Annotated in this window: 19 protein-coding genes and 3 pseudogenes; 10 read left to right on the forward strand and 12 right to left on the reverse strand. The window is 71.4% G+C overall.

Annotated features, from left to right (window positions below; all coding sequences use genetic code 11):
• The first annotated feature begins 52 nt into the window (after nt 1–52).
• The 5 genes from ABZU91_RS29875 to ABZU91_RS29895 all read left to right on the forward strand — a co-directional run bounded on the left by ABZU91_RS29875 (nt 53) and on the right by ABZU91_RS29895 (nt 7,107).
• Nucleotides 53–1,231 (forward strand): glutathione-independent formaldehyde dehydrogenase, encoded by a 1,179-nt coding sequence (locus ABZU91_RS29875; protein WP_355247672.1) that lies wholly within the window; start codon nt 53–55, stop codon nt 1,229–1,231.
• 500 nt (nt 1,232–1,731) lie between these two features.
• On the forward strand, nt 1,732–3,279 hold the full coding sequence (gene mmsA, locus ABZU91_RS29880; protein WP_355247675.1) for a multiple monosaccharide ABC transporter ATP-binding protein: 1,548 nt from the start codon (nt 1,732–1,734) through the stop codon (nt 3,277–3,279).
• A complete protein-coding gene (gene mmsB / locus ABZU91_RS29885; RefSeq protein ID WP_355247677.1) occupies nt 3,276–4,574 on the forward strand; it encodes a multiple monosaccharide ABC transporter permease in 1,299 nt (432 codons plus the stop codon). The genes mmsA and mmsB overlap by 4 nt, the downstream gene beginning before the upstream one ends.
• Before the next feature lie 51 nt (nt 4,575–4,625).
• Nucleotides 4,626–5,732, forward strand: a complete 1,107-nt coding sequence (locus ABZU91_RS29890) for a sugar-binding protein (RefSeq protein WP_355247680.1) — start codon at nt 4,626–4,628, stop codon at nt 5,730–5,732.
• A gap of 169 nt (nt 5,733–5,901) precedes the next feature.
• Entirely contained in the window at nt 5,902–7,107 is a 1,206-nt protein-coding gene (locus ABZU91_RS29895; protein WP_355247720.1) for an ROK family transcriptional regulator, read from the forward strand.
• On the opposite strand, the gene ABZU91_RS29900 is transcribed toward ABZU91_RS29895, so the two are convergent.
• The 4 genes from ABZU91_RS29900 to ABZU91_RS29915 form a co-directional block, all read right to left on the reverse strand.
• A complete protein-coding gene (locus ABZU91_RS29900) occupies nt 7,104–7,442 on the reverse strand; it encodes a hypothetical protein (RefSeq protein ID WP_355247683.1) in 339 nt (112 codons plus the stop codon). The two genes, ABZU91_RS29895 and ABZU91_RS29900, sit on opposite strands and share 4 nt — an antisense overlap.
• Before the next feature lie 202 nt (nt 7,443–7,644).
• Nucleotides 7,645–8,625: a transporter gene (locus ABZU91_RS29905; RefSeq protein WP_355247686.1), complete on the reverse strand. Its 981-nt coding sequence runs from the start codon at nt 8,623–8,625 to the stop codon at nt 7,645–7,647.
• Nucleotides 8,622–9,512 (reverse strand): ABC transporter ATP-binding protein, encoded by an 891-nt coding sequence (locus ABZU91_RS29910; protein WP_355247689.1) that lies wholly within the window; start codon nt 9,510–9,512, stop codon nt 8,622–8,624. Before ABZU91_RS29910 ends, ABZU91_RS29905 begins: the two co-directional genes overlap by 4 nt.
• Nucleotides 9,513–9,532: 20 nt before the next feature.
• Nucleotides 9,533–9,940, reverse strand: coding sequence for a GntR family transcriptional regulator (locus ABZU91_RS29915; protein WP_355050404.1), 408 nt, complete (start codon nt 9,938–9,940; stop codon nt 9,533–9,535).
• Between the two features lie 172 nt (nt 9,941–10,112).
• On the opposite strand from ABZU91_RS29915, the pseudogene ABZU91_RS29920 reads away from it, so the two are divergent.
• A pseudogene (locus ABZU91_RS29920) lies at nt 10,113–10,379 on the forward strand (Nramp family divalent metal transporter); the annotation flags it as partial.
• Nucleotides 10,380–10,398: 19 nt separating this feature from the next.
• Here the strand turns inward: ABZU91_RS29920 and ABZU91_RS29925 are convergent.
• The 8 genes and pseudogenes from ABZU91_RS29925 to ABZU91_RS29960 all read right to left on the reverse strand — a co-directional run bounded on the left by ABZU91_RS29925 (nt 10,399) and on the right by ABZU91_RS29960 (nt 18,646).
• Nucleotides 10,399–10,608 (reverse strand): hypothetical protein, encoded by a 210-nt coding sequence (locus ABZU91_RS29925; RefSeq protein WP_355247693.1) that lies wholly within the window; start codon nt 10,606–10,608, stop codon nt 10,399–10,401.
• 438 nt (nt 10,609–11,046) lie between these two features.
• Nucleotides 11,047–11,319 (reverse strand): hypothetical protein, encoded by a 273-nt coding sequence (locus tag ABZU91_RS29930; RefSeq protein ID WP_355050400.1) that lies wholly within the window; start codon nt 11,317–11,319, stop codon nt 11,047–11,049.
• Between the two features lie 65 nt (nt 11,320–11,384).
• Nucleotides 11,385–14,210, reverse strand: coding sequence for a hypothetical protein (locus ABZU91_RS29935; RefSeq protein ID WP_355247696.1), 2,826 nt, complete (start codon nt 14,208–14,210; stop codon nt 11,385–11,387).
• A complete protein-coding gene (locus ABZU91_RS29940) occupies nt 14,207–15,319 on the reverse strand; it encodes an AAA family ATPase (protein ID WP_355247699.1) in 1,113 nt (370 codons plus the stop codon). The genes ABZU91_RS29935 and ABZU91_RS29940 overlap by 4 nt, the downstream gene beginning before the upstream one ends.
• A 14-nt stretch (nt 15,320–15,333) precedes the next feature.
• Nucleotides 15,334–16,395: pseudogene (locus ABZU91_RS29945) on the reverse strand (VWA domain-containing protein); the annotation flags it as partial.
• 159 nt (nt 16,396–16,554) lie between these two features.
• A pseudogene (locus ABZU91_RS29950) lies at nt 16,555–16,791 on the reverse strand (VWA containing CoxE family protein); the annotation flags it as partial.
• Nucleotides 16,788–18,179 (reverse strand): hypothetical protein, encoded by a 1,392-nt coding sequence (locus ABZU91_RS29955; RefSeq protein WP_355247702.1) that lies wholly within the window; start codon nt 18,177–18,179, stop codon nt 16,788–16,790. The pseudogene ABZU91_RS29950 and the gene ABZU91_RS29955, both read right to left, overlap by 4 nt.
• Complete coding sequence (locus ABZU91_RS29960) at nt 18,179–18,646, reverse strand: hypothetical protein (protein ID WP_355247722.1); 468 nt, start codon at nt 18,644–18,646, stop codon at nt 18,179–18,181. Before ABZU91_RS29960 ends, ABZU91_RS29955 begins: the two co-directional genes overlap by 1 nt.
• Nucleotides 18,647–18,927: 281 nt before the next feature.
• Between ABZU91_RS29960 and ABZU91_RS29965 the strand changes: the two genes are divergently transcribed.
• Genes ABZU91_RS29965 through ABZU91_RS29980 form a run of 4 tightly spaced genes read left to right on the forward strand, consistent with a single transcriptional unit; the run spans nt 18,928 to nt 22,928 of the window.
• Nucleotides 18,928–20,043, forward strand: coding sequence for a hypothetical protein (locus tag ABZU91_RS29965; RefSeq protein ID WP_355247705.1), 1,116 nt, complete (start codon nt 18,928–18,930; stop codon nt 20,041–20,043).
• A 47-nt stretch (nt 20,044–20,090) separates the two neighbouring features.
• Complete coding sequence (locus ABZU91_RS29970) at nt 20,091–21,140, forward strand: nitronate monooxygenase (protein WP_355247708.1); 1,050 nt, start codon at nt 20,091–20,093, stop codon at nt 21,138–21,140.
• A gap of 48 nt (nt 21,141–21,188) precedes the next feature.
• Nucleotides 21,189–22,280, forward strand: a complete 1,092-nt coding sequence (locus ABZU91_RS29975; protein WP_355247711.1) for a cellulose binding domain-containing protein — start codon at nt 21,189–21,191, stop codon at nt 22,278–22,280.
• 15 nt (nt 22,281–22,295) lie between these two features.
• On the forward strand, nt 22,296–22,928 hold the full coding sequence (locus ABZU91_RS29980; protein ID WP_355247714.1) for a hypothetical protein: 633 nt from the start codon (nt 22,296–22,298) through the stop codon (nt 22,926–22,928).
• The last annotated feature ends 87 nt before the right edge of the window (nt 22,929–23,015 follow it).

The following is a 23,015-nucleotide window of genomic DNA, read 5'->3' on the forward strand; positions in this document are numbered from 1 at the left end:
CCGGTCGACCGGGGGAAGACCGACGCTGCACCCCACCGGAGGGGAGTCGGGCATGAGAGCCGTCGTCTACGTGGACGTTCGGGACGTCGCGGTGCGGGAGGTGCCCGACGCGGGGTTGGAGGCGGCGACCGACGCGCTCGTACGGATCACGTCCACCGCGCTGTGCGGCACCGACCTGCACATGTACGACGGGCGCACCGGCGCCGAACCCGGGCTGGTGTTCGGTCACGAACCGCTGGGTGTGGTGCAGGAGGTCGGCTCGGCGGTGCAGACCGTACGCCCGGGCACCCGGGTGGTGATCCCCACGCACCTGTTCTGCGGCACCTGCGTGATGTGCTCCCGAGGACTCTCGGCGGCCTGTCTGCGAGCGCGGGCCGAGGGGCCGGGCGCCGCGTACGGCTACGCCGGGATGGGCCCGTACCGGGGTGCCCAGGCCGACCTACTGCGGGTGCCGTGGGCCGATGCGAACTGCGTACCGGTGCCGGGGGAGCCGGGCGACGCGTACGAGGACGACTTCGTGCTGCTCGCCGACGCGTTCGTGACCGGGTGGCATGCTGCGGCGACCCTGGCCGAGGTGCAGACCGGCGACACCGTGGCCGTGTTCGGCGCCGGCACCATCGGCCTGCTCGGCGCGTACTCGGCGTTGCTGCGGGGCGCGCGGGTCGTCTACTGCGTCGACGGGGTGGACGCCCGTCTCGACAAGGCAGGTGAGCTGGGGGCGGTTCCGGTCGACTTCCGCCTCGGCGACCCGGTCGAGCAGATCCGCGCCGACCGCGCGCGGGCCGGCCTGCCGCTGGGCGAGGAGAAGCTGGGCGGGATCGACCGGGTCATCGACGCGGTCGGCTTTCAGGCGCGCGACCGCGAGCACCCCGACCGGGAGCGTCCGAACCAGGTGATCGCCGACGCCGCTCGACTGGTCAACCCCGCCGGCTCGATCGCCGTCGCCGGGGTCTACCCGGAGAAGGACCTGCACCCGCGCCCCGGCGCGAGCGCGCACGAGGAACTCGTCGCGCCCTGGGGCACCCTGTTCACCAAGGGCGTCGCCGTGCGCTTCGGGCGCACGCACGACCGCCGCTACACGGTGCTGCTGCGGGACCTGGTCGTCGCCGGTCGCGCCCGGCCCGGCGCGATCGTGACCCACCACGGCACCCTCGACGACGCGCCGGAGCTGTACCGCAGCTTCGACCGTCGGGAGGACGGGGTGATCAAGGCGGTGCTGCGCCCGAGCTGATCGGGCGGCTCTCCCCGATCCGGACTCGACGGACATCCCGGTGGAAGTGGCGCGACGGCAGCCGTCGACGCCGTCATCCGGCAGAGGCGTGGGTCACAGGCCGGTCGAGGATGGTCGAGGCATCATTGACGCGGCACCGGGCGTCGCGGCCAGATCATGATCGTTCGATGGCGGCGCAGCCGAGGGTGCGCCGATATTTCGCCGGCCTGTGTGCATCGTGGCTGGTGGCGGGCCTGGTGATGATGATCGGAGCTGATCGGTCCGCGGCTCAGCATTTGACAACGTTGCCAGGAGCAGGCCATGGTGCCATCGGCGACTCATGAGGCGATTGTGACAGGCGAATACTCTGCTTCGTCTATATTGCCGGATTGTTACATTTTCAACACGTCCTCGCCTTGCGGATGGCCTGCTCGCCGCAATACGTTGCCGTCAACAACAAAACCAAGTGAAGGTTCAACCTTCCGGAGGCAACCGATGACGTTGGCGAGGTGGTACGAGCGATGAGCAACGTGCCGATCCTCCTTGAGATGCGCTCCATCACCAAGGAGTTCCCCGGAGTCAAGGCCCTCTCCGACGTCAACCTGGTGGTTCGCGCCGGCGAGATCCATGCCATCTGCGGCGAGAACGGTGCGGGCAAGTCCACGCTGATGAAGGTGCTCAGCGGGGTCTACCCGTACGGCAGCTACGACGGCCAGATCGTCTACCAGGGTTCGGAGAGCAAGTTCTCCGACATCCGGGCGAGCGAGAGCGCCGGAATTGTGATCATCCACCAGGAGCTCGCGCTCATCCCCGGGATGTCGATCGCCGAGAACATCTTCCTCGGCAACGAACCTCGCAGGCGGGGCGCGATCGACTGGAAGGCCGCGAACCGGATGGCGCTGGACCTGATGGCCCGGGTCGGTCTGGAGGAAGACCCGGACACCCTGGTCAAGGACATCGGCGTCGGCAAGCAGCAGCTCGTGGAGATCGCGAAGGCGTTCGCCAAGGACGTGAAGCTGCTCATCCTGGATGAGCCGACGGCCGCGCTGAACGAGGCGGACTCCCGGCACCTGCTGGACCTGCTGCGCGGCTTCCGCTCCCGCGGCATCACCTCGATCATGATCTCGCACAAGCTGAACGAGATCGAGGCGATCGCCGACCAGATCACGATCCTGCGGGACGGCCGGACCGTGGAGACCCTCGACGTCAAGGCCGACGGGGTCGACGAGGACCGGATCGTGCGGGGCATGGTCGGTCGCGAGCTGAGCAGCCGTTTCCCGGACCACACCCCGAAGATCGGTGAGGTCTTCTTCGAGGTCCGCAACTGGAACGTCCGGCACCCGATCTCCGCCGACCGGCAGGTCTGCAAGAACGAGAGCTTCGTGGTGCGCCGCGGCGAGATCGTCGGCTTCGCCGGCCTCATGGGCGCGGGCCGCACCGAACTCGCGATGAGCGTCTTCGGCCGCTCCTACGGGGTGTACGAGTCGGGAACGATCATCAAGGACGGCAAGGAGATCGTCCTGAAGTCGGTGGCCGACGCCATCGACCACGGGCTCGCGTACGTCAGCGAGGACCGCAAGGCGCTCGGCCTCAACCTGCTCGACGACATCAAGACGTCGACGGTGGCCGCCAAGCTGTCCAAGATCTCGCACCACGGCGTGCTGGACGAGGTCGAGGAGTACCAGGCGGCCGAGGCCTACCGCAAGGAGTTGCGGACCAAGGCCCCGACGGTCGACGAGGGCGTCTCCAAGCTCTCCGGCGGCAACCAGCAGAAGGTCGTCCTGGCCAAGTGGATGTTCAGCGACCCGGACCTGCTGATCCTCGACGAGCCGACCCGTGGCATCGACGTGGGCGCCAAGTACGAGATCTACGGCATCATCCAGCGGCTCGCCGACCAGGGGAAGGGCGTTGTCGTCATCTCCTCGGAGCTGCCTGAGCTGATCGGGCTCTGCGACCGCATCTACACCGTGTTCGAAGGCGCCATCACGGGCGAGATCGCTCGGGCGGACGCGGACCCGGAGACCCTCATGAAGCAGATGACCTCGACGAAGAAGTTGGCCACCCGATGAGCCGTATCAAGGACCTTCAGAAGAACCTGTTTGGAGGCACGACCTCCAACGCCCGCCAGTTTGGGATGATCTTCACTCTGGTGGCGATCGTCCTGATCTTCCAGATCTGGACTGATGGGCTGACGCTGCGGTCGGACAACCTGATCGCGCTGTTCCAGCAGAACTCGTACATCCTGATCCTGGCCATCGGCATGCTCATGGTGATCGTCGCCGGGCACATCGACCTCTCGGTCGGCTCGGTAGCGGCGTTCACCGGCATCCTGGTCGCCAAGTCGATGACCGAGTGGAATCTGCCCTGGCCCGCTGCCATCGCGTTCGGCCTCGCCATCGGCGCGGTGATCGGCGCCTGGCAGGGCTTCTGGGTCGCCTACATCGGGGTGCCGGCGTTCATCGTCACCCTGGCCGGCATGCTGCTCTTCCGCGGCGGCAACCAGTTCATCGGCAACGCGCAGAGCATCCCGGTGCCGGAGGGCTTCCGGGAGATCGGCTCCGGCTTCCTGCCCGAGTTCGGTCCGGACACCGGCTACAACAACGCGACGCTGCTGCTCGGTCTGGCCGCCGCGCTGGCGGTGGTGTGGCGCGAGATCCGGGCCCGCAACACCCGGCGGGCGATGGACGCCGACCCGGCGCCCCTGTGGATCTCGATCCTGCGGATGGCCGTCATGGTCGGCGTGATCGCCTTCGCGGCGCTGCGCTTCGCCAGCGGTCGCGTCGGCACCAGCTTCCCGATCTCGGGCATCATCCTGGTGGCGCTGGTCATCGCGTACTCCTTCTACACCCGCAACACGGCCGGTGGCCGGCACATCTACGCGGTGGGCGGCAACTCCCGGGCGGCCGAGCTGTCCGGCGTGAAGCTCAAGCGGGTCAACTTCCTCGTCATGATGAACATGTCCGTCCTGGCCGCGCTGGCCGGCATGATCTTCGTGGCCCGTTCGCAGGCCTCCGGCCCGCAGGACGGCAACGGCTGGGAGCTGGACGCCATCGCCGCGGTCTTCATCGGTGGCGCGGCCGTCGCCGGCGGCATCGGCACCATCAGCGGCTCGATCGTCGGTGGTCTGGTCATGGCCGTGCTCAACAACGGCCTCCAGCTCGAGGGCGTGGGCACCGACAAGGTCCAGATCATCAAGGGCCTGGTCCTGCTGCTGGCCGTCGCGATCGACGTCTACAACAAGAGCCAGGGGCGCTTCTCCATCATCGGAAGCCTGATGCGGCCGTTCCGCCGCGAGGACTCCACCCCACCCGCCTCACCGCCGGACGCGGAGCGCGAGCCCGCCAAGGCAGCGGTGTCCGGCTGACGGCCACCAACCTCTCCACCCGTCTCACATCCAGAAAGGCAAGTCCTCACCATGCGTAAATTCTTCGGCACGTCGGTGGTGGCCATCAGCGCCGCCGCCATGTTGGCCCTGGCCGGCTGCGGCTCCGGCCGTGACGGCGACGACTCGGGCTCCAAGGGCGGCGACGCCAAGGGCTTCGCGGCGAACTCGCTGATCGGCGTGGCCCTGCCGGCCAAGACCTCGGAGAACTGGGTCCTCGCCGGTGACCTGTTCAGCAACGGTCTCAAGGAGGCCGGTTTCCAGGCTGACGTGCAGTACGCCGGCGCGTCGACCACGGTTGCCGACCAGCAGGCCCAGATCACCGCCATGACCACCAAGGGCGCCAAGGTCATCGTCATCGGCGCGACCGACGCCGCGCAGCTGGCGACCCAGGTCGCGGCCGCTCACGCCGCCGGTGCCAAGGTCATCGCGTACGACCGCCTGATCAAGAACACGGCTGACCTCGACTACTACGTCGCGTTCGACAACTTCAAGGTCGGCCAGCTCCAGGGCCAGGCCCTGCTGGACGGCATGAAGGCCAAGAAGCCGAACGGCCCGTACAACATCGAGCTGTTCTCCGGCTCGCCGGACGACAACAACGCCGGTGTCTTCTTCGACGGCGCGATGAGCGTGCTCAAGCCGGAGATCGACAAGGGCAACGTCGTCGTGGCCTCGGGTCAGAAGGACGTCAAGCAGACCGCCATCCAGGGCTGGAAGGCCGAGGGTGCGCAGGCCCGCATGGACCAGCTGCTGACCTCGACCTACGGCAGCAAGGAGCTGGACGGCGTCCTCTCCCCGAACGACACCCTGGCCCGCGCCATCCTGACCTCGGTCAAGGGTGCTGGCAAGCCGACCCCGATCGTCACCGGCCAGGACTCCGAGGTCGAGTCGGTCAAGTCGATCGTCAAGGGCGAGCAGTACATGACGATCAACAAGGACACCCGCAACCTGGTGAAGGAGACCATCAACATGGTCAAGGCTCTCCAGGCCGGCAGCGCCCCGCAGGTGAACGACACCAAGTCCTACAACAACGGCAGCAAGGTCGTGGACACGTTCCTGCTCCCGCCGGTCGCCGTCACCAAGGCGAACGCGGCCGAGGCGTACGCGAACGACCCGAAGCTCGCGCCGCTCACCAAGTAATCACCGCACGGTAGGCAGCACCGCCGATGGGTCCCGGGTCTCCTCTTCCGGGACCCATCGTCGTCCGTGCCTCATCGTTCACCCGGCACCGCTCGAAGAAGGAGGTCTGACCGTGGCAACACCGGTGCGGTCCAGGCCAGTCGGCGCCGGCCGTAACCTCGACACCCCACTGCCTCCGGTCCCCGGTGCGAGCCAGGAGGAGATCCGGCGGCAGAACCTCGGCGCCGTGCTGCGGTACGTGCACCTGCACGGGCCGACGTCGCGGGCCGAGCTGACCAGCCGCCTCGGCCTCAACCGCAGCACCATCGGCGCCCTCGCCGCCGACCTGACCGCCAGCGGTCTCGTCACCGAAGAGGCACCGACCACGAGTCGCCGCGCGGGCCGTCCATCCCTCGTGGTCAGCCCCCGTTCCGACCGGGTCTACGCGCACGCGCTCAGCATCGACGCGGACCGGCTGCGGGCGGCGCGCATCGGCCTCGGCGGTCGCATCCTCGACCTGCGGGAAGTTCCCCGTCCCGGCGGCATGTCGGCCGTCGACGCGGTCCGCCCGCTGGCCGACCTCGTGCGCGGAATGGAGCGCACCACGGCCGCCGGCGCGCTGCTGGTCGGCGGCGCGGTCGCCGTCACCGACACCACCCGGGACGCCGACGGCGGCCTGCGGATCGTCGGCGTCGAGGAGGGCCTGAGCGCCGCACTCGAGGCCGAGCTGACCGACTGCCCAGGATTCGTGGCCGGGGATCTGGCCGACATCGCGGGCCTGGCCGAGCACATCCGGGGCGTGGCCCCCGGCATCGACGACCTCATCTACCTGCACGGCGACCTCGGCATCAGCGCCGGCATCGTGGTCGGCGGCCGACTGATGATCGGCCACCGGGGCCACAGCGGCAAGGTCGGCCACATGGTGGTCAACCCGAACGGCCTGCCCTGCGGCTGCGGCTCCCGTGGTTGCTGGGAGACCGAGATCTCCGAGGCCGCGCTGCTGCGGCACGCCGGCCGCGACCCCGACGACCGCGCCGCGGTGGCCGACGTGCTGCGCGCGGCGGCGGACGGCGACCCGACCGCCCTCGCTGCCGTCGAGCAGGTCGCCGACTGGCTCGGCTTCGGCGTCGCCAACCTGGTCAACGTGGTCAATCCCGACGCCGTGGTGTTCGGTGGCTCGCTGCGCGACATCTACATCGCCGGCGCGGACACCGTGCGGCGGAGGCTGGACGCCATGCCGCTGCCGGCCTCCCGTGAACACCTGCGGCTGCGCGCGGCGGCGCTCGGCCGTGACGCCGTCCTGATCGGGGCGGCCGAGTTGGCCTTCGACAAGCTGCTGGCCGACCCGCTCAACGTGGGCGTCGCCGGTCCGTCGAATCCCGCCGAGTCGGTCTAGGGAATCTCCCGCACCACGCTGGTGCCGTTGCCCGTCCGGGACTCCCACACCCAGGACTCGTGCAGCTCCAGGCGACCGTCCGTCAGTACCCGCACCTCGGTCGCGCAACGGCCGGTGGACGTCTGCCCCTCGGCGTTGAGCTGGACGTAGCGGAAGTCCAACCGGTCGCCCGCACGGGTGCCGACGAGGTAGCCGCGCCGGATCGACCCGCCGGCGTACTCGGCCCAGATCTCACCGGCCCGCTCCCGGTACGCGAAGACCGTCTCGGTGCCGACCTCGCCGGCCACCACATCCGCCACGGCGGCGAATCGCCGACCGTCCAACGAGATCGTCATGCCGACGACGCTAGTCGAGTCGGCGCTCCCGGCCGAGGCTGGCGTCGTCGGCGATCGGTGGCTGCTGAGCGGCTCGACACGCCGGGGTGTTACTGCTGAGCCGGCAACCATCGAATCGGCCGGCCGCTTTCGCCGACCGTCACGCGCCCGCGCAGGCGGGTGATCGCCGGGGCCCCCGTGGCTCCGGCGATCACCCGCTCGGTTACGCGATCCGGCGGACCCGACGCACGGCGAGGTAGAGCAGGAGTACGGCGAGGGCCACGAAGATGCCCGTCTCGATGCTCTGGAACAGCCAGAAGCGGTCGGCCGGCTGGTACATCTCCCAGTTGTACGCACCCGGCCCGAGGCCCAGGTCGGCGCCGCAGGCTCGACCGTCCGGGCCCTTGCCGCCCGGCGGGCACTGGATGCGGGTGTTCTCCGCGACCATCGTCCCGTCGGCGTCGCGGATTCCCACGGCGAGAACCCAGTTGCCCCGGTCGCCCTCCGGAATCCCGCCCCCCTCGATCGGGAAGGTCTGGGTTTTGGCCGGCTGATAATGCGGTCGGGCCAGGATCTCCACCGCAGCCCGTACACCGATGTACCCGGCCAGGGTGATGCCCATGGCGGGCAGCATCCGCTTGAAGACGGTGCCGGCGAAGATGCCGAGCGCCACGGCGAACAGGGTGTACCCGATCGGCACGATGCCCTGAAGGTCGAAGACGATCACGCCGAGTCGACCCTCGTGCGCTGCCTTGGTGAGCGGTTCGACCCACCACGACATGCCCAGTCCGTAGCCGACCGCGAGGAGCACGACGGCGCCGCCGACCAGCCCGAACTTCACCAGCGCCCAGCGGGTGCGGCCGACGCCCTGGGTCCAGACGAACCGGTGCGTGCCCTGCTCCACCTCGCGAGCCACCAGCGGTGCGCCCCAGAACAGGCCGACCAGCACCGGCAGGGTGATCAGCAGCACCGCCACCAGGTTCAAACTGTCGTACCGGTCGCTGAAGCGGCGCAGGCCCACCTCACAGGTCTGTGCGGCAGTCTCGCTGAGGGTGGACGGGCGTAGACACTGCGCGAGTCCGAGGTCGGCGAAGGTGTGCCGCATCGACAGGCCGATCGGCACCAGCACCGCGGCGAGCACCAGGAATCCCAGCAGGGTGTAGAACGCCAGCTTGCGGTGTTGCCGCCAGGTCAGCCAGATCATGCCGCCACCCCCCACTCGCTGTGACTGGTCTGCGCGACGCCGTCGGCCAGGTAGGCCAGGACGACGTCCTCCAGGCTGACGTCGCGGATCGTCCAGGCGGGATCGGTGACGGGACCGTCGGTGCGTACCAGCAGCGTGGACTGCCGGTCGGTGTGGCTGGCCCGGACCACGTGCGCGACGCCCCCGATCGGACCGCCGTCGTGCCGCGGACCGACGAGCTGCCGGTGCCCGGCAACCAGGTCGTCGACCGAGCCGGTGAGCTGCACCTGGGCCGCGTTGAGCACGATCAGGTAGTCGCAGACGCGCTCCAGGTCGGCCAGCAGGTGCGAGGAGAGCAGGACGGTGGTCCCGGAGTCCGCCACGCTGCCCATCAGCGACTGGAGGAACTCCCGACGGGCCAGCGGATCGAGGCTGGCCACCGGCTCGTCGAGCAGCAGCAGCCGGGGTTGTTTGGCCAGCGCGAGGGCGAGCGCCACCTGGGCCCGTTGCCCGCCGGAGAGTTTGCCGACCGGCTTGTCGGGCGGTATCCCGAGCTGCGCCAACCGGGTCCGGGCCAGCGCCGCGTCCCATCGCCGGTTGAGCTTGCCGCCGGCGACGACCAGCTCGGCAGCGGTGAAGTCCCGGTACAGCGGGGTGTCCTGGGCGACGAACCCGATGTCGGCCAGCCCGTCCGTGTCGCCGTACGGCGACCTGCCGAACACCCGCACCGCGCCCTCGTCGGGCTTGAGCAGCCCGACGGCCAGGTGCAGCAACGTGCTCTTGCCCGCGCCGTTGGGCCCGACCAGCGCGGCGATCCGGCCGGCCGGAAGGTGCAGCGAACAGTCCCGTAGCGCCCACGTTCTGCCGTACCGCTTGCCCAGCCGGTCGGCCTCCAAGACCATCTCCATCCTCTGTCCTCTCGTACTGCTCACGCGGGTTCCTTCTGTGGGGCGTCGTCGGTGAGGGTGGCGCGCAGCGTGGTCTCCACCAGGGCGACGACGTCCTCGGCCGTGAGGCCGGCGGCCCGCGCCCGCTGCAACCACGCCACGAGGTCGTCACGCAGCTCGGCCTGGTTGGGCAGGGACGCGCCGGCCAGGGTGCGCTGGACGAACGTGCCCACCCCGGGTCGGCCGCCGACCAGGCCCTCGATCTCCAACTCCCGGTACGCCTTCAACACCGTGTTCGGGTTGATCGCCAGTGACTGGGCGACGTCCCGAACCTTCGGCAGCTGATCGCCGGGTGCGAGCAGACCGACCCGCAGCGCCTGCTTCACCTGCTGCACGAGCTGCATGTAGGTGTTCACCTTCGACCGGCTGTCGAGCACGAACTCGATCACTCGTGATGATCCTTCCTGTTGTCCTACGACAGTAGGACTAATAGACAGCTTGGTCGGACCGAGGGCGGCTGTCAAGCGCGAGGCGACCGTGGCACCCGTGGGCCAGCCCCTGGCACCGACGGGTCAGCCCTGCGGGAAGGGAACAGGCACGCGATCCGTACTCGAGGGGGAGGTGCTCGATGGTCACCAACGAACTCACGGCGACGACGGCGACGCCGCTACAGATCGCCCGGACCCGGGCAACTTCGCCACCAACTCGGCGGCCGGTGCCCGCTACGGATACCTGCTCGTCTGGGTCGTGGTGGTGGCCAACCTGATGGCCATGCTGGTCCAGACGCTGACCGCCAAGCTGGGCCTGGCGACCGGCCGCAGCCTGCCGGAGCTGTGCCGCGAGCGCCTGCCCCGCCCGGTCAACCGGATGATGTGGGTGCAGGCCGATGGGGACGGGCCGGACGGGGCTACTCGTCCTCGTCCATTGGGCGGGGGCGTCGGTGCTCGGCGATGTACTTCTCTACATCAGCCTTGAGCCAGATCGAACCGACCGACAGCCGGGCGTAGGGAGCCGGAAAGTGTGGCGACTGCTGGATCTGGCGGAACCGTGAGCGGCCCACCCCGAGCATCGCCAAGACCTCGCCCGCCGCGACGAGTTCGCCCGGTCCATCTGCCATGCGAACGAAGGTAGACCGCCGGTACGGCACTCCCCGGTCCGGCCGTTTTGGTTCTGCGCGTCCTGCGTACATCCCTGGCCGTGCGAGCAGGCGAAAGTCGAACTCGTGGCCGACTACTCGGACGAGCCGAAGCTGCTAGGGGTGGACATGGTTGGCTGCCTGACTGAGGCGAGCCGGGACCTGACCGACTTGTACTGGACCGCACCCCGGTCCGGTGGAGCACTACTACCGCCGATTCTTGGGCTGGGTCAAGCAGGCCTTGGCCGCCCACCGACCCCGCGGCTCCGGTCACTTCCACTGGTTCTAAGCCACGTACCCCCGCCCGGAGGGTCGGGGCGCAGCCAGCAGGCAGTCCCCAACGGCGAATGCGGCGCGACCGACGGGGTCAAGTGCGGCCGGTCACGGGCGGGGTTTTCCAGCGGGGCGCGACCGGCGCGATCAGGTGCGGCGTCCCTCGTCCCGCGTCGGGATCTCCTGACGCTGTTCGAGGGCGTCCGCCGGGTTGGCGTCGGCCGGCAACGACGTCACCTCCTCCAGAGCGCCGGCCGGCAGCGCGCCCTGCTCGGCCAGGTCGGCCTCGGACGCCTCCGGGTCCACGTCGCCGGAGACCCGGTCCGGCGGTCCCACGTCGAACGCGTCCTGCCGCTGCTCGGCGGCGTCGGCCTCCGGAGGAGGGAACTGATCGCCCTGTTCGTCCCGGTACGTGCTCATCGAAGCCTCCTACCCGGCGGAAGTCGACATGACGCCGGGCCGCTGCCTACCCGTCGCCGTCGCACTCACGCCTGGCGCGCCACCCGCGCGGCGACGGCCTCGACCGACTCGGGATGCCTCGCCAGCAGCCCGGCCACCCCGCCCTGCTCGGCGGCAGCGTCGTCGACCGGCAGCCACCCACCGTCGTACCCGAGCAGACCGGAGATCGCGTCGACCACCTCGGGATGCGCGGCGAGGAGGACGCCGACCCGCCGCCGTGGCCCGGAGGCGGCACGTTTGTCGTGCAGCCGCCTCACAGGTGGGGCCGCGACCCACGGCGGCACCCAGGAATCCAGCTCCGGCAGCGACTCCGGGAAGGTGCGTCCGGCCTCACGGATCAGGAGCGGAACCAGCTCCGGGCCCTGCTCCCGCAGTGTCGTGATCAGGGTCGGCAACCAGGGCAGCAGCACCGGATCGGGCAGTCGGGCGAAGGCCGTGGAGATCGTCTCGACGACGAACGGCGCGAGACCCGGCACCGGTTCCAGCGCGTGCACGAATCCGGCCAGGTACTGCGGGAAGGCCGGCACCACCAGCGGGTTGGCCAGCAGCTCGGCACACCGGGCCCGCAGATCGGCCACCGACAGCAGGCCGAGCTGGTGTCGGCCCGCCCAGAGCAGGGCCACCTTCGCCGGCGCGGTCGGGTGCGACTGCGCGACCGCCAGTTCCAGCTGGGTTCGGTCGCAGCCCAACGACAGCGCCAGACCCTCCATGGAGAACAGGAAGCCGAGCATCGCGCCGACCTGCCGCACGTTGGTCTCGTCGCTGGTGATCGCGGTGGGCAGCAGGGTGCAGTAGTGCGCGTACCCGGTCGTCACGAATGCCTCACACCAGGCCGGCAGGGTCGGCGCGGTGGCCCGGTGATGCGCCAGCAACCGTCGGATGCGGCGCAACACGTCGGGAGCGTCGTCGACGGTGCGCGCGGTGGCGAGCAGCTCCACCGCCCGCGCCCCCAGCTCGTTGACCAGGCGCGGACTGTCGAGCAACCGGATCGCGTCCTCGACCGCGGCCAGGGCGCCGGCGGCGGTGGCGTCAGGGCCACGCACCGCCCGGCGCAGTCGTTGCTCCAGCACTTGCTCGACGGTCACACCCTCGTAGCCCAGCTCGATCAACGCCCGCTGATGGTGACCGAGCGCCAGGTCCCAGCTCTCCTGGACCGAGCGCTTGCCGAGCCGCCGCTCACCCATGATCGGGCGGACCGCGGCCGGTGGCAGCAGATGACGCAGGATCCACAGCAGGTCCGAGCAGCGGGCCAACGCCGGCTCGGCGTTCAGGTCCAGCAGCGCCCGTTGGACGGTGCGCTTCTCCAGGGCCAGGCCGAGCGGTTCCAGCCGATCGAACACGTCGCGGGCCAGCGGCGGCAGAGCGTCGTAGCCGACCTGACCGATCCGGTCGCCGCCCAGCAGGATCTCGCAGAGCCGCCGGACGTCCCGCCGGCCGGGCACCACGTCCTTCTCGATGCAGGTGACCGCGGCGTCGGCGAAGTCGTACGGGGTGGGCCGGGCCCGGTTGCGCAGACCGGCCAGCAGGACCGACGTCTCGAAGACCGCGATCGCGTCGGCGGTGCTCGCCAGGTATCCGTTGCGGCGAGCCAACCGGACGATGTCGACACACCAGCCGCGCAACTCCGCCTCGTCCAGGCCGTCCAGGCGTGGTGGCGCGGCGAGGAAGCCGCTGAGTCGGTCATCGACCGGCCCGGCGGGGGAGGGAACCGTCGTGACCCGGCCGCGCCGCCCCCGGGCGGTGGTCGTGCGTTGGCCGCCGAGCTGGTACGGCGACAGCCCGTGGCGGCGTACCTCCTTGGCCCAGGTCGCCGAGGCGATCGACACCGAGCCCGACGCCAGCCCGAACTGTGCCTCGATCGCCGAGTGGCTGGACGGGATCAGCCCATACCGCCAGCGGGTGTCGGTGCGCGGGGTGATCTCGAAGTCGTCCGCGGCGGAGCCCAGCCCGAACTGCTCGACCCGGCTGGCGGCGTGGAACGCGCCGCAGACGTAGAGGCAGTCAGCCGGATCGACGCCGGAGGTGGCCAGGTGCTGACGCATCCGCGTCCACATGTACCGCTCGCGGTCCTCGTCGCGATCGAGCCGATCCGCGTCGGCCGGGCGCAGCCGCCGGAACAGGCTGCCGATCAGCACCATCACCTGCCGGTACGTGTCGTGGTCGGCGTCGGCCAGCGGGCGTTCGACGTACTGGTCCCACCATTCCGACCAGTGCCGCACCTTGCCGTGGTGCAGCAGGTACGCCTCCAGCTCCGCGAACCGGGGTCGCAGGTCGCCGATCTCCACCCCGACCGCGTCGCCGTGCAGTCCCGATTCGGCAGCGGTGTCGGTCGGCCCGTTCGCGCTGCTCGCGCCGGTCGGCTGTTCGCGCGGCGACCACTGGAAGACGTGGTCGGTGGAGCGGTCCACCAGCACCAACTCCACGCCGGGGGTCTCCAGCGCGTACGCGATGGCCTGGTATTCCGCCGACGCCTCGGTGATCGGTGCGACGACACTGAGCGGCCCCCAGTCGGCCGGAAAGCCGGGCAGCTCCGACGCGAACGCCTGCACCGCCACGGGCAGGCGGCAGTTGCGCAGCTCGCCGAGCAGCGGCTGGAGATCCTCGCACAGCTCCAGGTAGATCACCCGGGGCTGTTTGGCGCGCAGCCGGCGCACCATGGCCAGCGCGGAGGCCGGCGAGTGGTGGCAGACCGGGAAGATCTCCAGCCGCTCGCCGAGCGCCCGGTCGACATCGTCGACCATGCCGGCGAGGATCGCGCCGAGCGCGTCGGGGGAGCCCGCGAACGCGGTCGCCGCATCGGTGAGCTGCTCGCGGAGCGCGCCGAACGTGCCGGCGACTGTCTTTGCGGTCACGAGAGGGACGCGATCGCCTGACGACCACCGTCCAGGAAGCCCGCCCAGCCGTCGTCGTCCTTGCGGGCCCGTGGCTCCACAACGCCGTGCAGGTACTTGTTGAGGATTGCCAGGTCTTCGGGGCTGCGGCGGGCCAGCGACCCGACCAGCGACCCGGCGAGCGTCGCCGCGCGCAGCGTACGGTCGCCGAAGAACTGGCTGTGCAGGATCGCGTCCTCCAGCACGCCGATCTGCTCGGCGGTCGACAGCGCCGACTCCAGCTTCTCGTCGTCGCTCGTGGCCGCCGCAGCACCGGCGCGTAGGTCGGCGAAGCTCTGCAACAGGATGTCCAGCAGGGTGGGCGGCACGTCCAGCTCGATGCGGTGCCGGCGCAGCAACTCCTCGGTGCGGAACCGCACGATCTCGGCCTCGCTGCGTTTGTTGGTCACCACCGGAATCCGGACGAAGTTGAACCGCCGCTTGAGCGCCGAGGAGAGGTCGTTGACGCCCCGGTCACGGCTGTTCGCGGTAGCGATGATCGAGAAACCGGGTTGGGCGAAGACGATGTTGTCCTGGTCCAGCTCGGGGATGGAGACGTACTTCTCGGACAGGATCGAGATCAGCGCGTCCTGCACGTCGCTGGTGGAGCGGGTCAACTCCTCGAAGCGACCGACCACGCCACGCTCCATCGCCGTCATGATCGGCGACGGGATCATCGACTCCCGGGACTGGCCCTTGGCGATCACCATGGACACGTTCCACGAGTACTTGATGTGGTCCTCCGTCGTGCCGGCGGTGCCCTGCACGACCAGGGTCGAGTTGCGACAGATGGCCGCGGCCAGCAGCTCGGCCAGCCAGCTCTTGCCGGTGCCGGGGTCACCGATCAGCAGCAGGCCCCGGTCCGAGGCGAGGGTCACGATGGCGCGTTCGACGAAACTGCGGTCGCCGAACCACTTCTGCGGGATCTCCCGCGACAGGCCGTCGGCCCGTTCCGACCCGAGGACGAACAGCCGGACCATGCGCGGGCTCAGGCGCCACGAGAACGGCTTCGGACCGGTGTCGACCGATTCGAGGAAATCCAGCTCGTCGGCGTACGTGACCTCGGCGGGGGCGCGCAACATCTCGGACATGAGGGAGTGCTCTCCTAGGTGAGGAAGTTCTTCAGCTCGACGACGAGCTTGCGAATGTGGCCGGAGATGACCGGGGTGCCCTGGTCCTTCAAGCGTTGCCGGAACCAGGGGTTGACGCTCTGCTGGCCCGAGCTGCTGACCGAGCCCACCGGAATGACCTTGGCGCCGGAGCGGTGGACGGCCTGCAGGCCGTCGAAGACCGCGTGGTGGTTGACCTCGTAGAAGTCGGAGATCCACACCAGCACCGTGTTCTTCGGCTCGGCGATCTTCGGCCGGGCCAGCGTCAGCGCCGCCGTGCCGTCGGTGCCGCCACCGAGCTGGGTACGCAGCAACACCTCGAACGGGTCGTGCACCCACGGAGTGAGGTCCAGTGCCCGGGTGTCGTAGGCGATCAGGTGCACGTCCACCTTCGGCAGGCCGGCGAAGATCGAGGCGAGGATCGTGCAGTTGACCATCGCGTCGACCATCGAGCCGGACTGGTCGACCACGACGATGAGCCGGGACGGCGTGGTGCGCCGTGCGGTGTGCCGGTAGTAGAGCCGGTCGACGTAGAGCCGCTCGTCGTCCGGACTCCAGTTGGTCAGGTTCTGCCAGATGGTCCGGTCGAGATCCAGGTTGCGGAACACCCGCTTGGGCGGCACCGACCTGTCGAGCGCGCCGACACTCGTCTGTTGCACCTGCGTCCGGAGCACCTCGGCGACCTCGTCGACGAAGCGCCGGATCAACGCCTTGGCGTTGGCCAGCGCCAGCCCGGACAGGTTGGCTTTGTCCCGTAGCAACTGCTCGATCAGCGACATGCTCGGCGTCAGCTGGCTGGCCAGCGCGGGGTCGGCAAGCACCTCCCGCAGGTGCATCCGCCGGACCAGGTCACCCTCCAGCCCAGCGAGGGTGCCGCCCAGCCCGCCGCTCTGGCGGCGCAGCTCGCCGGGCTCGCAGCCGAGTGCCTGCTCGAACCAGCCGGCGTCGGACTGCCACCGGGCCAGCTGGTTGGCGCTGACCGGGCCGGAGCCGGTGGCGAACACGTTCAGCAGCACCTTCGACACCAGCGCGGCGCGGCGTACCTCGGCCAGGCCGGGCCGATAGTCCGAAGCCTCGCCCGGCGGGTCATCGGCCGGAGTGGCGTCGTCGGATTCGGCGTCGCGGGGCCCGGAACTCCTCTGTTCAGCGCCGTCCGGCCCGTCTTCGCGCGGCCCGTCTTCGCGCGGCCCGTCGTCTCGTGGCTCGGCGTCGGTGGGGGTGAGCAGGCCGCGCAGCTCGGCCGCGAGCGTCGGGAAGCGCTGCACGATGGTGTCCACCGAGACGGCCGGGTCCAGCAGGGCAGCCGGCAGCCCGAGGTCGTCGACCACGGCCACGCTCGCCGACTCCAGGCTGGGCTGCTCGTCGTGGTCGAAGAGGCGGGACAACAGCCGCCAGTAGAGGACCTGACGGCGGTTGGCGTCGGCGAACCCGCCGGTGGGGATCGGCGTGGTCATCGGCGCAGCAACCGTCCCGCGCGTTCGCGCAGCACGGCCACGGCGTCGCCCGCCCGCGCCTCCTCCTTGGCGATCTTGGGATCGGTGACGCCGCACGCCCAGTCGCCGTTGTGCGCCTGCACCGTCCGCCGCTTCACCGTGCCCAGCACCGCCAACGGCTGGAGCTGCCACCGGCCGTCGTCCCAGCGCAGGAGCCCCAGGCAGGCGGACGCGGTGGCGACCAGGTCGACGGTCAGCGGACCGGCGGCCGGCAACCTGTCGACGGCCAGCGGTATCCGTTCGCCGTCCACCTCGACGGCGAGGGCGTCGGCCTCGTCCCGGATCACGGGCCCCTCCACGAGGACGGGCTCGGCGATGCCCGCCGGGTGCCGGTCCAGGGGGTCGGTCGCGGCCGTGGTCGCGGCGGGCAACAGGACCCGGGCCGTGGCGAACGGGTCGGCGGGCTCGTCGAGCCGGACCCGGTCGTCGACCCAACTCAGGTCGCCGCCGCGCAGCGGCAGGTCGGTCACGGTCAACGCCCGCTTGTCGGCCAGCGCGGTGAGCAGCGCCGGGTGGTGCGACAGCAGCCGCCAGATCGCCGGACCGACGATGGTGTCGACCTTCGCCGCGGTGACCGCTGTGCGGACCAGCCGCGCCGGGCCGCCGTCCGCCGGCTCCAGGATGGCGTGCAGTTGGACCTGCACCGCGGTGTCGTGACTGTGCACGTCCACACCGAGCGGCAACAGCCGCCCGGAGACCGAGGGTGTCGCATCGGGCGGTGGCGTGCCCTCGGCGAGCAGGACGCCGCGAGCCCAGAGATCGGCCCACCGACGTGCCGGCACCTGCGCCATGGTGGCGACCGGGACGCAGGCCCGCAGCTCGGCGGCGAGCCCGTCGAGCAGCACCGCGATGCGTCGTAGCTCCGGCACGAGGAGGCTGGTCTCGACCACCCCGGCGGCGACGGAGAGCAGCTCGTGGTCGACGCCCCGCCAGCCGGTGAGCGCCACCTCGTGCCACCACGCCCGCGCGCCGGCGAGCGCCGCCGGCGCCTCGGAAGGCACGCTGGTCGGTGTCGTCCACGGCGACCGCGTGCGGCCGAGTGTCTCGTCGAGCTGAGCGAGCAGGGCATCGTGTGCCGCGCCGAGCAGCGCCGAGCGCGCTCCGGCGAGCGCGGCGAGGTGCTGCGGGGCGACCGACCCGGCGATGACCGCGTCGACCGCGACGGCCACCGGGGCGCCCAGTGGCGTGCCGGTGAACGCGTCGGCGAACGCGGTCAGGGCGGAGGCGCCCCGCTCGCCGACCCGGCCGAAGCCGTCGACGAGGGCGTCGTCGAAGCCGGCCACCACGTCGAGCGCGTCGGTCAACCCGGCCGGGGCCGCACGCAGTGGCGCGACCTGGGCGCCGCGCATCAGCGGCCCGCCCGGGTCGCCGGGAACCAGTGCAGCTCCGGCTGCGGGGCCGTGCTGACGGGAACCTCCAGGTAGGCGAGGTGGCGCAGGAAGCGGCTGAACACCACCGCCGCCGACGCCGGCTCGGGCTGACCGTCCAGCCGGGCCAGCAGCTCCGCGCCGCTGGCCACCCCGTCGCCGACATCGACCCGCAGGTAGCGGGCGACGCGGTCGACGCCGTACTGGAGGAGGGCCTCGTCCGCGAGCGCGTGCAGATGCTTGCACGGGGTGGCGCGCAAGCCACCGCAGGGTCGGTTGTTGTTGGTGCTGCACTGGTAGGCGTGCGTGTCGGCCGCTATCGAGGAGACGTAGACCCGCTCGACGTCCGACCCGCTGGAGACCACGCCCTGCAGGCGTCCGTCGGCCAGCTCGACGAAGGGCACCTTCGCCAGCTTGCGGGGGCGGGCCGGCGGCAGTACCGCCACCACGCTGCGCCGCCGCCAGTCGGCTTCGTCGGCGTTCGTCACGTCACGGCCTCCCACATCGAGAAGAATCCAGGGTGGTGCGCGCGCGGCCGGTGTCGGCGGCGCTGCGACGACACGATCATGGACCACGGGTACGACAGATCCGGTCGCGACGCGGATGCGGCGATCGCGCGGGCCCGGAGCGTGGATGTCGTCGGGTCCGCGCGGTTGGTCGCCGCCGCCGGCCCCGATCGGCCAGGATGGGCGGGACGGCCGGGCCACGGGCCGCGACGAGGAGGCGGACGATGCGGGTACGCGGCTGGGTGACCCGGGGGCGGCGCGTCCGCGCGGCAGCGACACTGGGGGCTCTCCTGGTCGGGGCGGCGCCGTTGGCCGTGGCGTCCGTGCCAGGGGTGGCCGGCGCGTCGGCGGCCAGGGCGGGTGCGGCGGTGTGCGAGATCCGCGACGACCGGCTCAACGAGATCTCCGGGATGGTCGCCACCGACGACGGGTACGTCGTGGTCAACGACGGCGCCGACGACGCGGCCCGGCGGCGGATCTTCTTCCTCGACGAGCGCTGCGCGGTGGCGCGGACCGTCAGCTACCCCAGCCGGCCCCGCGACACGGAGGACCTGGCCGTCGGCCGGGACGGCACCATCTGGGTGGCCGACATCGGTGACAACGACCGCAACCGCGAGACGATCGCGCTGTGGCGGCTCGCGCCGGGCGCGGACCGGCCGGTGCTGCACCGGATGACGTACCCGGACAATCCGCACGACGCCGAGGCCTTGCTCGTGGACGCGACCGGGCGGCCGCTCATCATCACCAAGGGCGGCAGCGGCACCGTCGTCCTGTACGCGCCGACCACCGCTCTGAAGTCCGGGGCCACCACACCGCTTGCCTCCGTGGGCAAGGTCGTCCTGCCCTCCACCACCACCAGCAACCCGTTCTCGTTTCTCGGGCGGGGCGTCGTGACCGGCGCGGCGAACGCCCCGGACGGCCGCCGGGTGGTGCTGCGCAGCTACGCCGACGCGTTCGAGTACGACGTGGCCGGCGACGACATCGTCGCCGCGCTGACCGGCGGTACCCCACGGATCACGCCGCTGCCGGACGAGCCGCAGGGCGAGTCGATCACCTACAGCCGCGACGGCCGCTCGCTGCTCACCGTCTCCGAGGCCGCCGACCAGCCGGCCGGCACCCGGCCGACGATCCTGCGGTATCCCGCGACGGTGGCCCCCGCCGCTCATCCCGCGGAGTCCACCACGGCGGCCCCGACGTCCCCCGCCGCAGCCCGACCGGCGGCGCAGGCGGCCGGCATCGGTGGCGGGCGGGTGGTGTCCCTGGCGGCCGGTGCGGGGACGCTGCTGGCGCTCGTCGCCGTGGCCGGACTGCTGTGGCGGCGGCACACCGACCGACGCTGACCCACGACGACGCCAGGCGGACCGACGCGGTACGGCAGGATGGGTGGATGTCCGTGCTGTCCGCGCTGCGCCACCCGATCGTCGTCGCACCGATGGCCGGTGGTCCGTCCACGCCGGCTCTCGTCTCGGCCGTCTCCGCCGCCGGCGGACTCGGCTTCCTGGCCGCCGGGATGATCGACAGCGGCCGGCTGGTCGCCGACATCGCCGAGGTGCGCGCCCGAACCGACCGGCCGTTCGGGGTCAACGTCTTCCTTCCCGGCGACGGCCGGGTCGACGAGGCCGCCATCTCGGCGTACGCGCGACGGCTCGCCCCGCAGGCCGACCAGGCCGGTGTGACACTCGGGGAGCCGGTGGGCGGCGACGACGCGTACCCGGAGAAGATGGCCGCGCTTCTCGCGGACCCGGTCCCGGTGGTGTCCTTCGCGTTCGGACTGCCGGACCGTGCCGCCGTGGCGGCGCTGCGGGAGCGGGGCACCGAGGTGTGGGCCACTGTCACCCGCCCGGCCGCGGCCACCGCCGCCGCCGAACTGGGCGTCGACGCCGTGATCGTGCAGGGCACCGAGGCCGGCGGGCACCGCGGTGGTGTGCCGGACGACGACGACTACGCGCTGCTGCCGCTGCTCCGGCTGGCTGCCGCCGGATGCGACCGGCCGTTGGTGGCCGCCGGTGGGATCGCCGACGGTCCTTCTCTGGCGGCCGCGTTGACCGCCGGGGCGGTGGCGGCGCAGCTCGGTACGGCGTTCCTGCGCTGCCCGGAGGCGGGCACGTCGCCGCTGCACCGCTCGGCGGTGGCCAGCGCCGAGCCGACCGGGCTGACCCGGGCGTACACCGGCAAGCGGGCCCGTGGCGTGGTCAACGAGTTCCTGCGGACGCACGACGCCCAGGCGCCGGTCGGCTACCCGCAGGTGCTGCACCTGACCCGTCCGCTGCTCGCCGCCGCTCGACGCGACGGCGATGCCTCGGTGGCCAATCTGTGGGCCGGGCAGGCGCACCCACTCGCCCGGGACGTGCCGGCGGCCGAGTTGGTCGCCGAACTCAGCAACGCTGCCCGGGAGGCACTGACGGCGGCCGCCGAGCGGGCGACCCGCTGGGGCTGAGCGGACCGCCGGCCCGGGAGCCTCCTGGCCACCCGTTAGAGTCTCGCCGTGATCGAGATCGGCGCGCACGTCGACCTGTCCCACCCGTCCGACCGGGTCTGGCTCGCATTGACGGATCGGGAGTTGCTCGGCCGCTGGTTCGCCGAGGCGGACATGGTGGAGGGAGTACCGGACCGGCTGCTGCTGCACACGGCCGATCTGCCCGGCTTCGACGCCGACGTCGAGGTCGAGGTGACCGAGCGGCGGGTGCCGGAGCTGCTGGCTCTGCGGTGCGACGAAGCCGGTCGGCTCACCGAGCTGACCTGCGCCGTCACCTCCACCAAGCAGGGCAGTCGGCTGGCCGTGCGGGAGGTGCCGACCCACGGCACCTGGTCGGACGAGCAGCACGACGCCCGCGAGCAGCAGCTGCGGCAGGCGCTGACCGTACGCTTACCGGCCATTCTGGACTGGCTCGCGTTCCAGCAGGTCGACCTGCGACGGGGCGAGGCCGGCAGGACCACCGAACTGCCGGTGATCAGCACGCCCGGCCCGGCTCGGCGTCGTCGGCGTGCGGTCGTCGTCGGGCTCGTCGGAGTCGCGCTGGCGGCGGGGACGGTGGCGTGGCTGACGCTGCCCGGTGAGCCCGAGCACGTGGCCGCGCCGAGCCCGTCGGCGACACCGACGACGCCGCTGCCGAGCGTCGTGGAGGCGGCGGCGACGACCGCGCAACCCAAGGTCACGCCCTCGGCGCGCCCGTCGCGTACCGTCGCCCCGACGAGCGCCCGTCCGACGCGTACCCCGTCGGCGAAGCCCACTCCCTCGCCCACGCCGACCGGACCGCCGCCGCCACCGCCGCTGGCCGCGCGCTACGACACCTCCTCCAGCCGGCTGTTCGGCTACACCGGCGAGGTGGTGGTGGACAACCCGGGGCCCGCCTCCGTCGAGCAGTGGGTCGTGGTGGTGACCCTCGCCGACGGCAGCAGCGTCGACGACGTCGATGGTGCGGACTGGAGCAGGGACGGGCAGGCTGTCACGTTCACCGGCTCGGCCGTGCCGGCCGGCGGGTCGCGGACGATCCGGTTCGACGTCCGTGACAGTCGACCGAAGGCTCGGGAACCGGAGGGCTGCACGGTGGGGGGCAACCCCTGCGCGGGGTTCTGACTAGGCTGCGTGGGCATGGCACTGCTGCACCGGGCGACACTGCGCCCCACGAAGCTCGAACTGCTGACGACCTGGCTGCCCGGCCGACCCTGGTATCAGGGGCCTGCCGGCGTCGACGTGGTGAGTCGGGGGGCGTACCGCTTCGACGACCCGGCCGGCGAGGTCGGCATCGAGACGTTTCTGGTGAGTGCCGGTGACGGTCCGGTCCACCAGGTGCCGCTGACCTACCGCGCCGCGCCGCTCGCCGACGCCGACGAGTGGCTGGTCGGGACGATGGAGCACTCGGCGCTCGGCCGCCGCTGGGTGTACGACGGCTGCGCCGACCCGGTGTACGCGGCGGTGCTGACCCACGCCGTCCTGAGCGGCGCCGGGCAGGCCGAGCAGTACTTCGAGGTCGACGGTCGGCGCGAGGTGCGACCCTCCACGGTGACGATCGCCGTCGACGGCGGTGGCGGGGACGTGCCGGAGGTCGGCGCGATCCGGCAGGTGGTCGACGAGGACGACACGGTCATCGTCACCGACCCGGTGGAGGTGGTCGTCGTCCGCCGGCCGGTCGCCGGGGCGGTCGAGGCCCGGGGCGTCACCCTGCGCGGCACCTGGGAGGGACAGCCGACGGCAGTGCCGCTGGCGTACGTCCGCGAGCGTTGACGGCGGTGGGCGGCCCGGTCGACCGGGCAGGGACACCGGCCACCTGCGACCCGACTTCGTCCTGGACGACCTCATCCTCATCCTGAT

This window comes from Micromonospora sp. NPDC005174 (assembly GCF_040608495.1).
In the GTDB taxonomy this organism is placed as follows: domain Bacteria; phylum Actinomycetota; class Actinomycetes; order Mycobacteriales; family Micromonosporaceae; genus Micromonospora.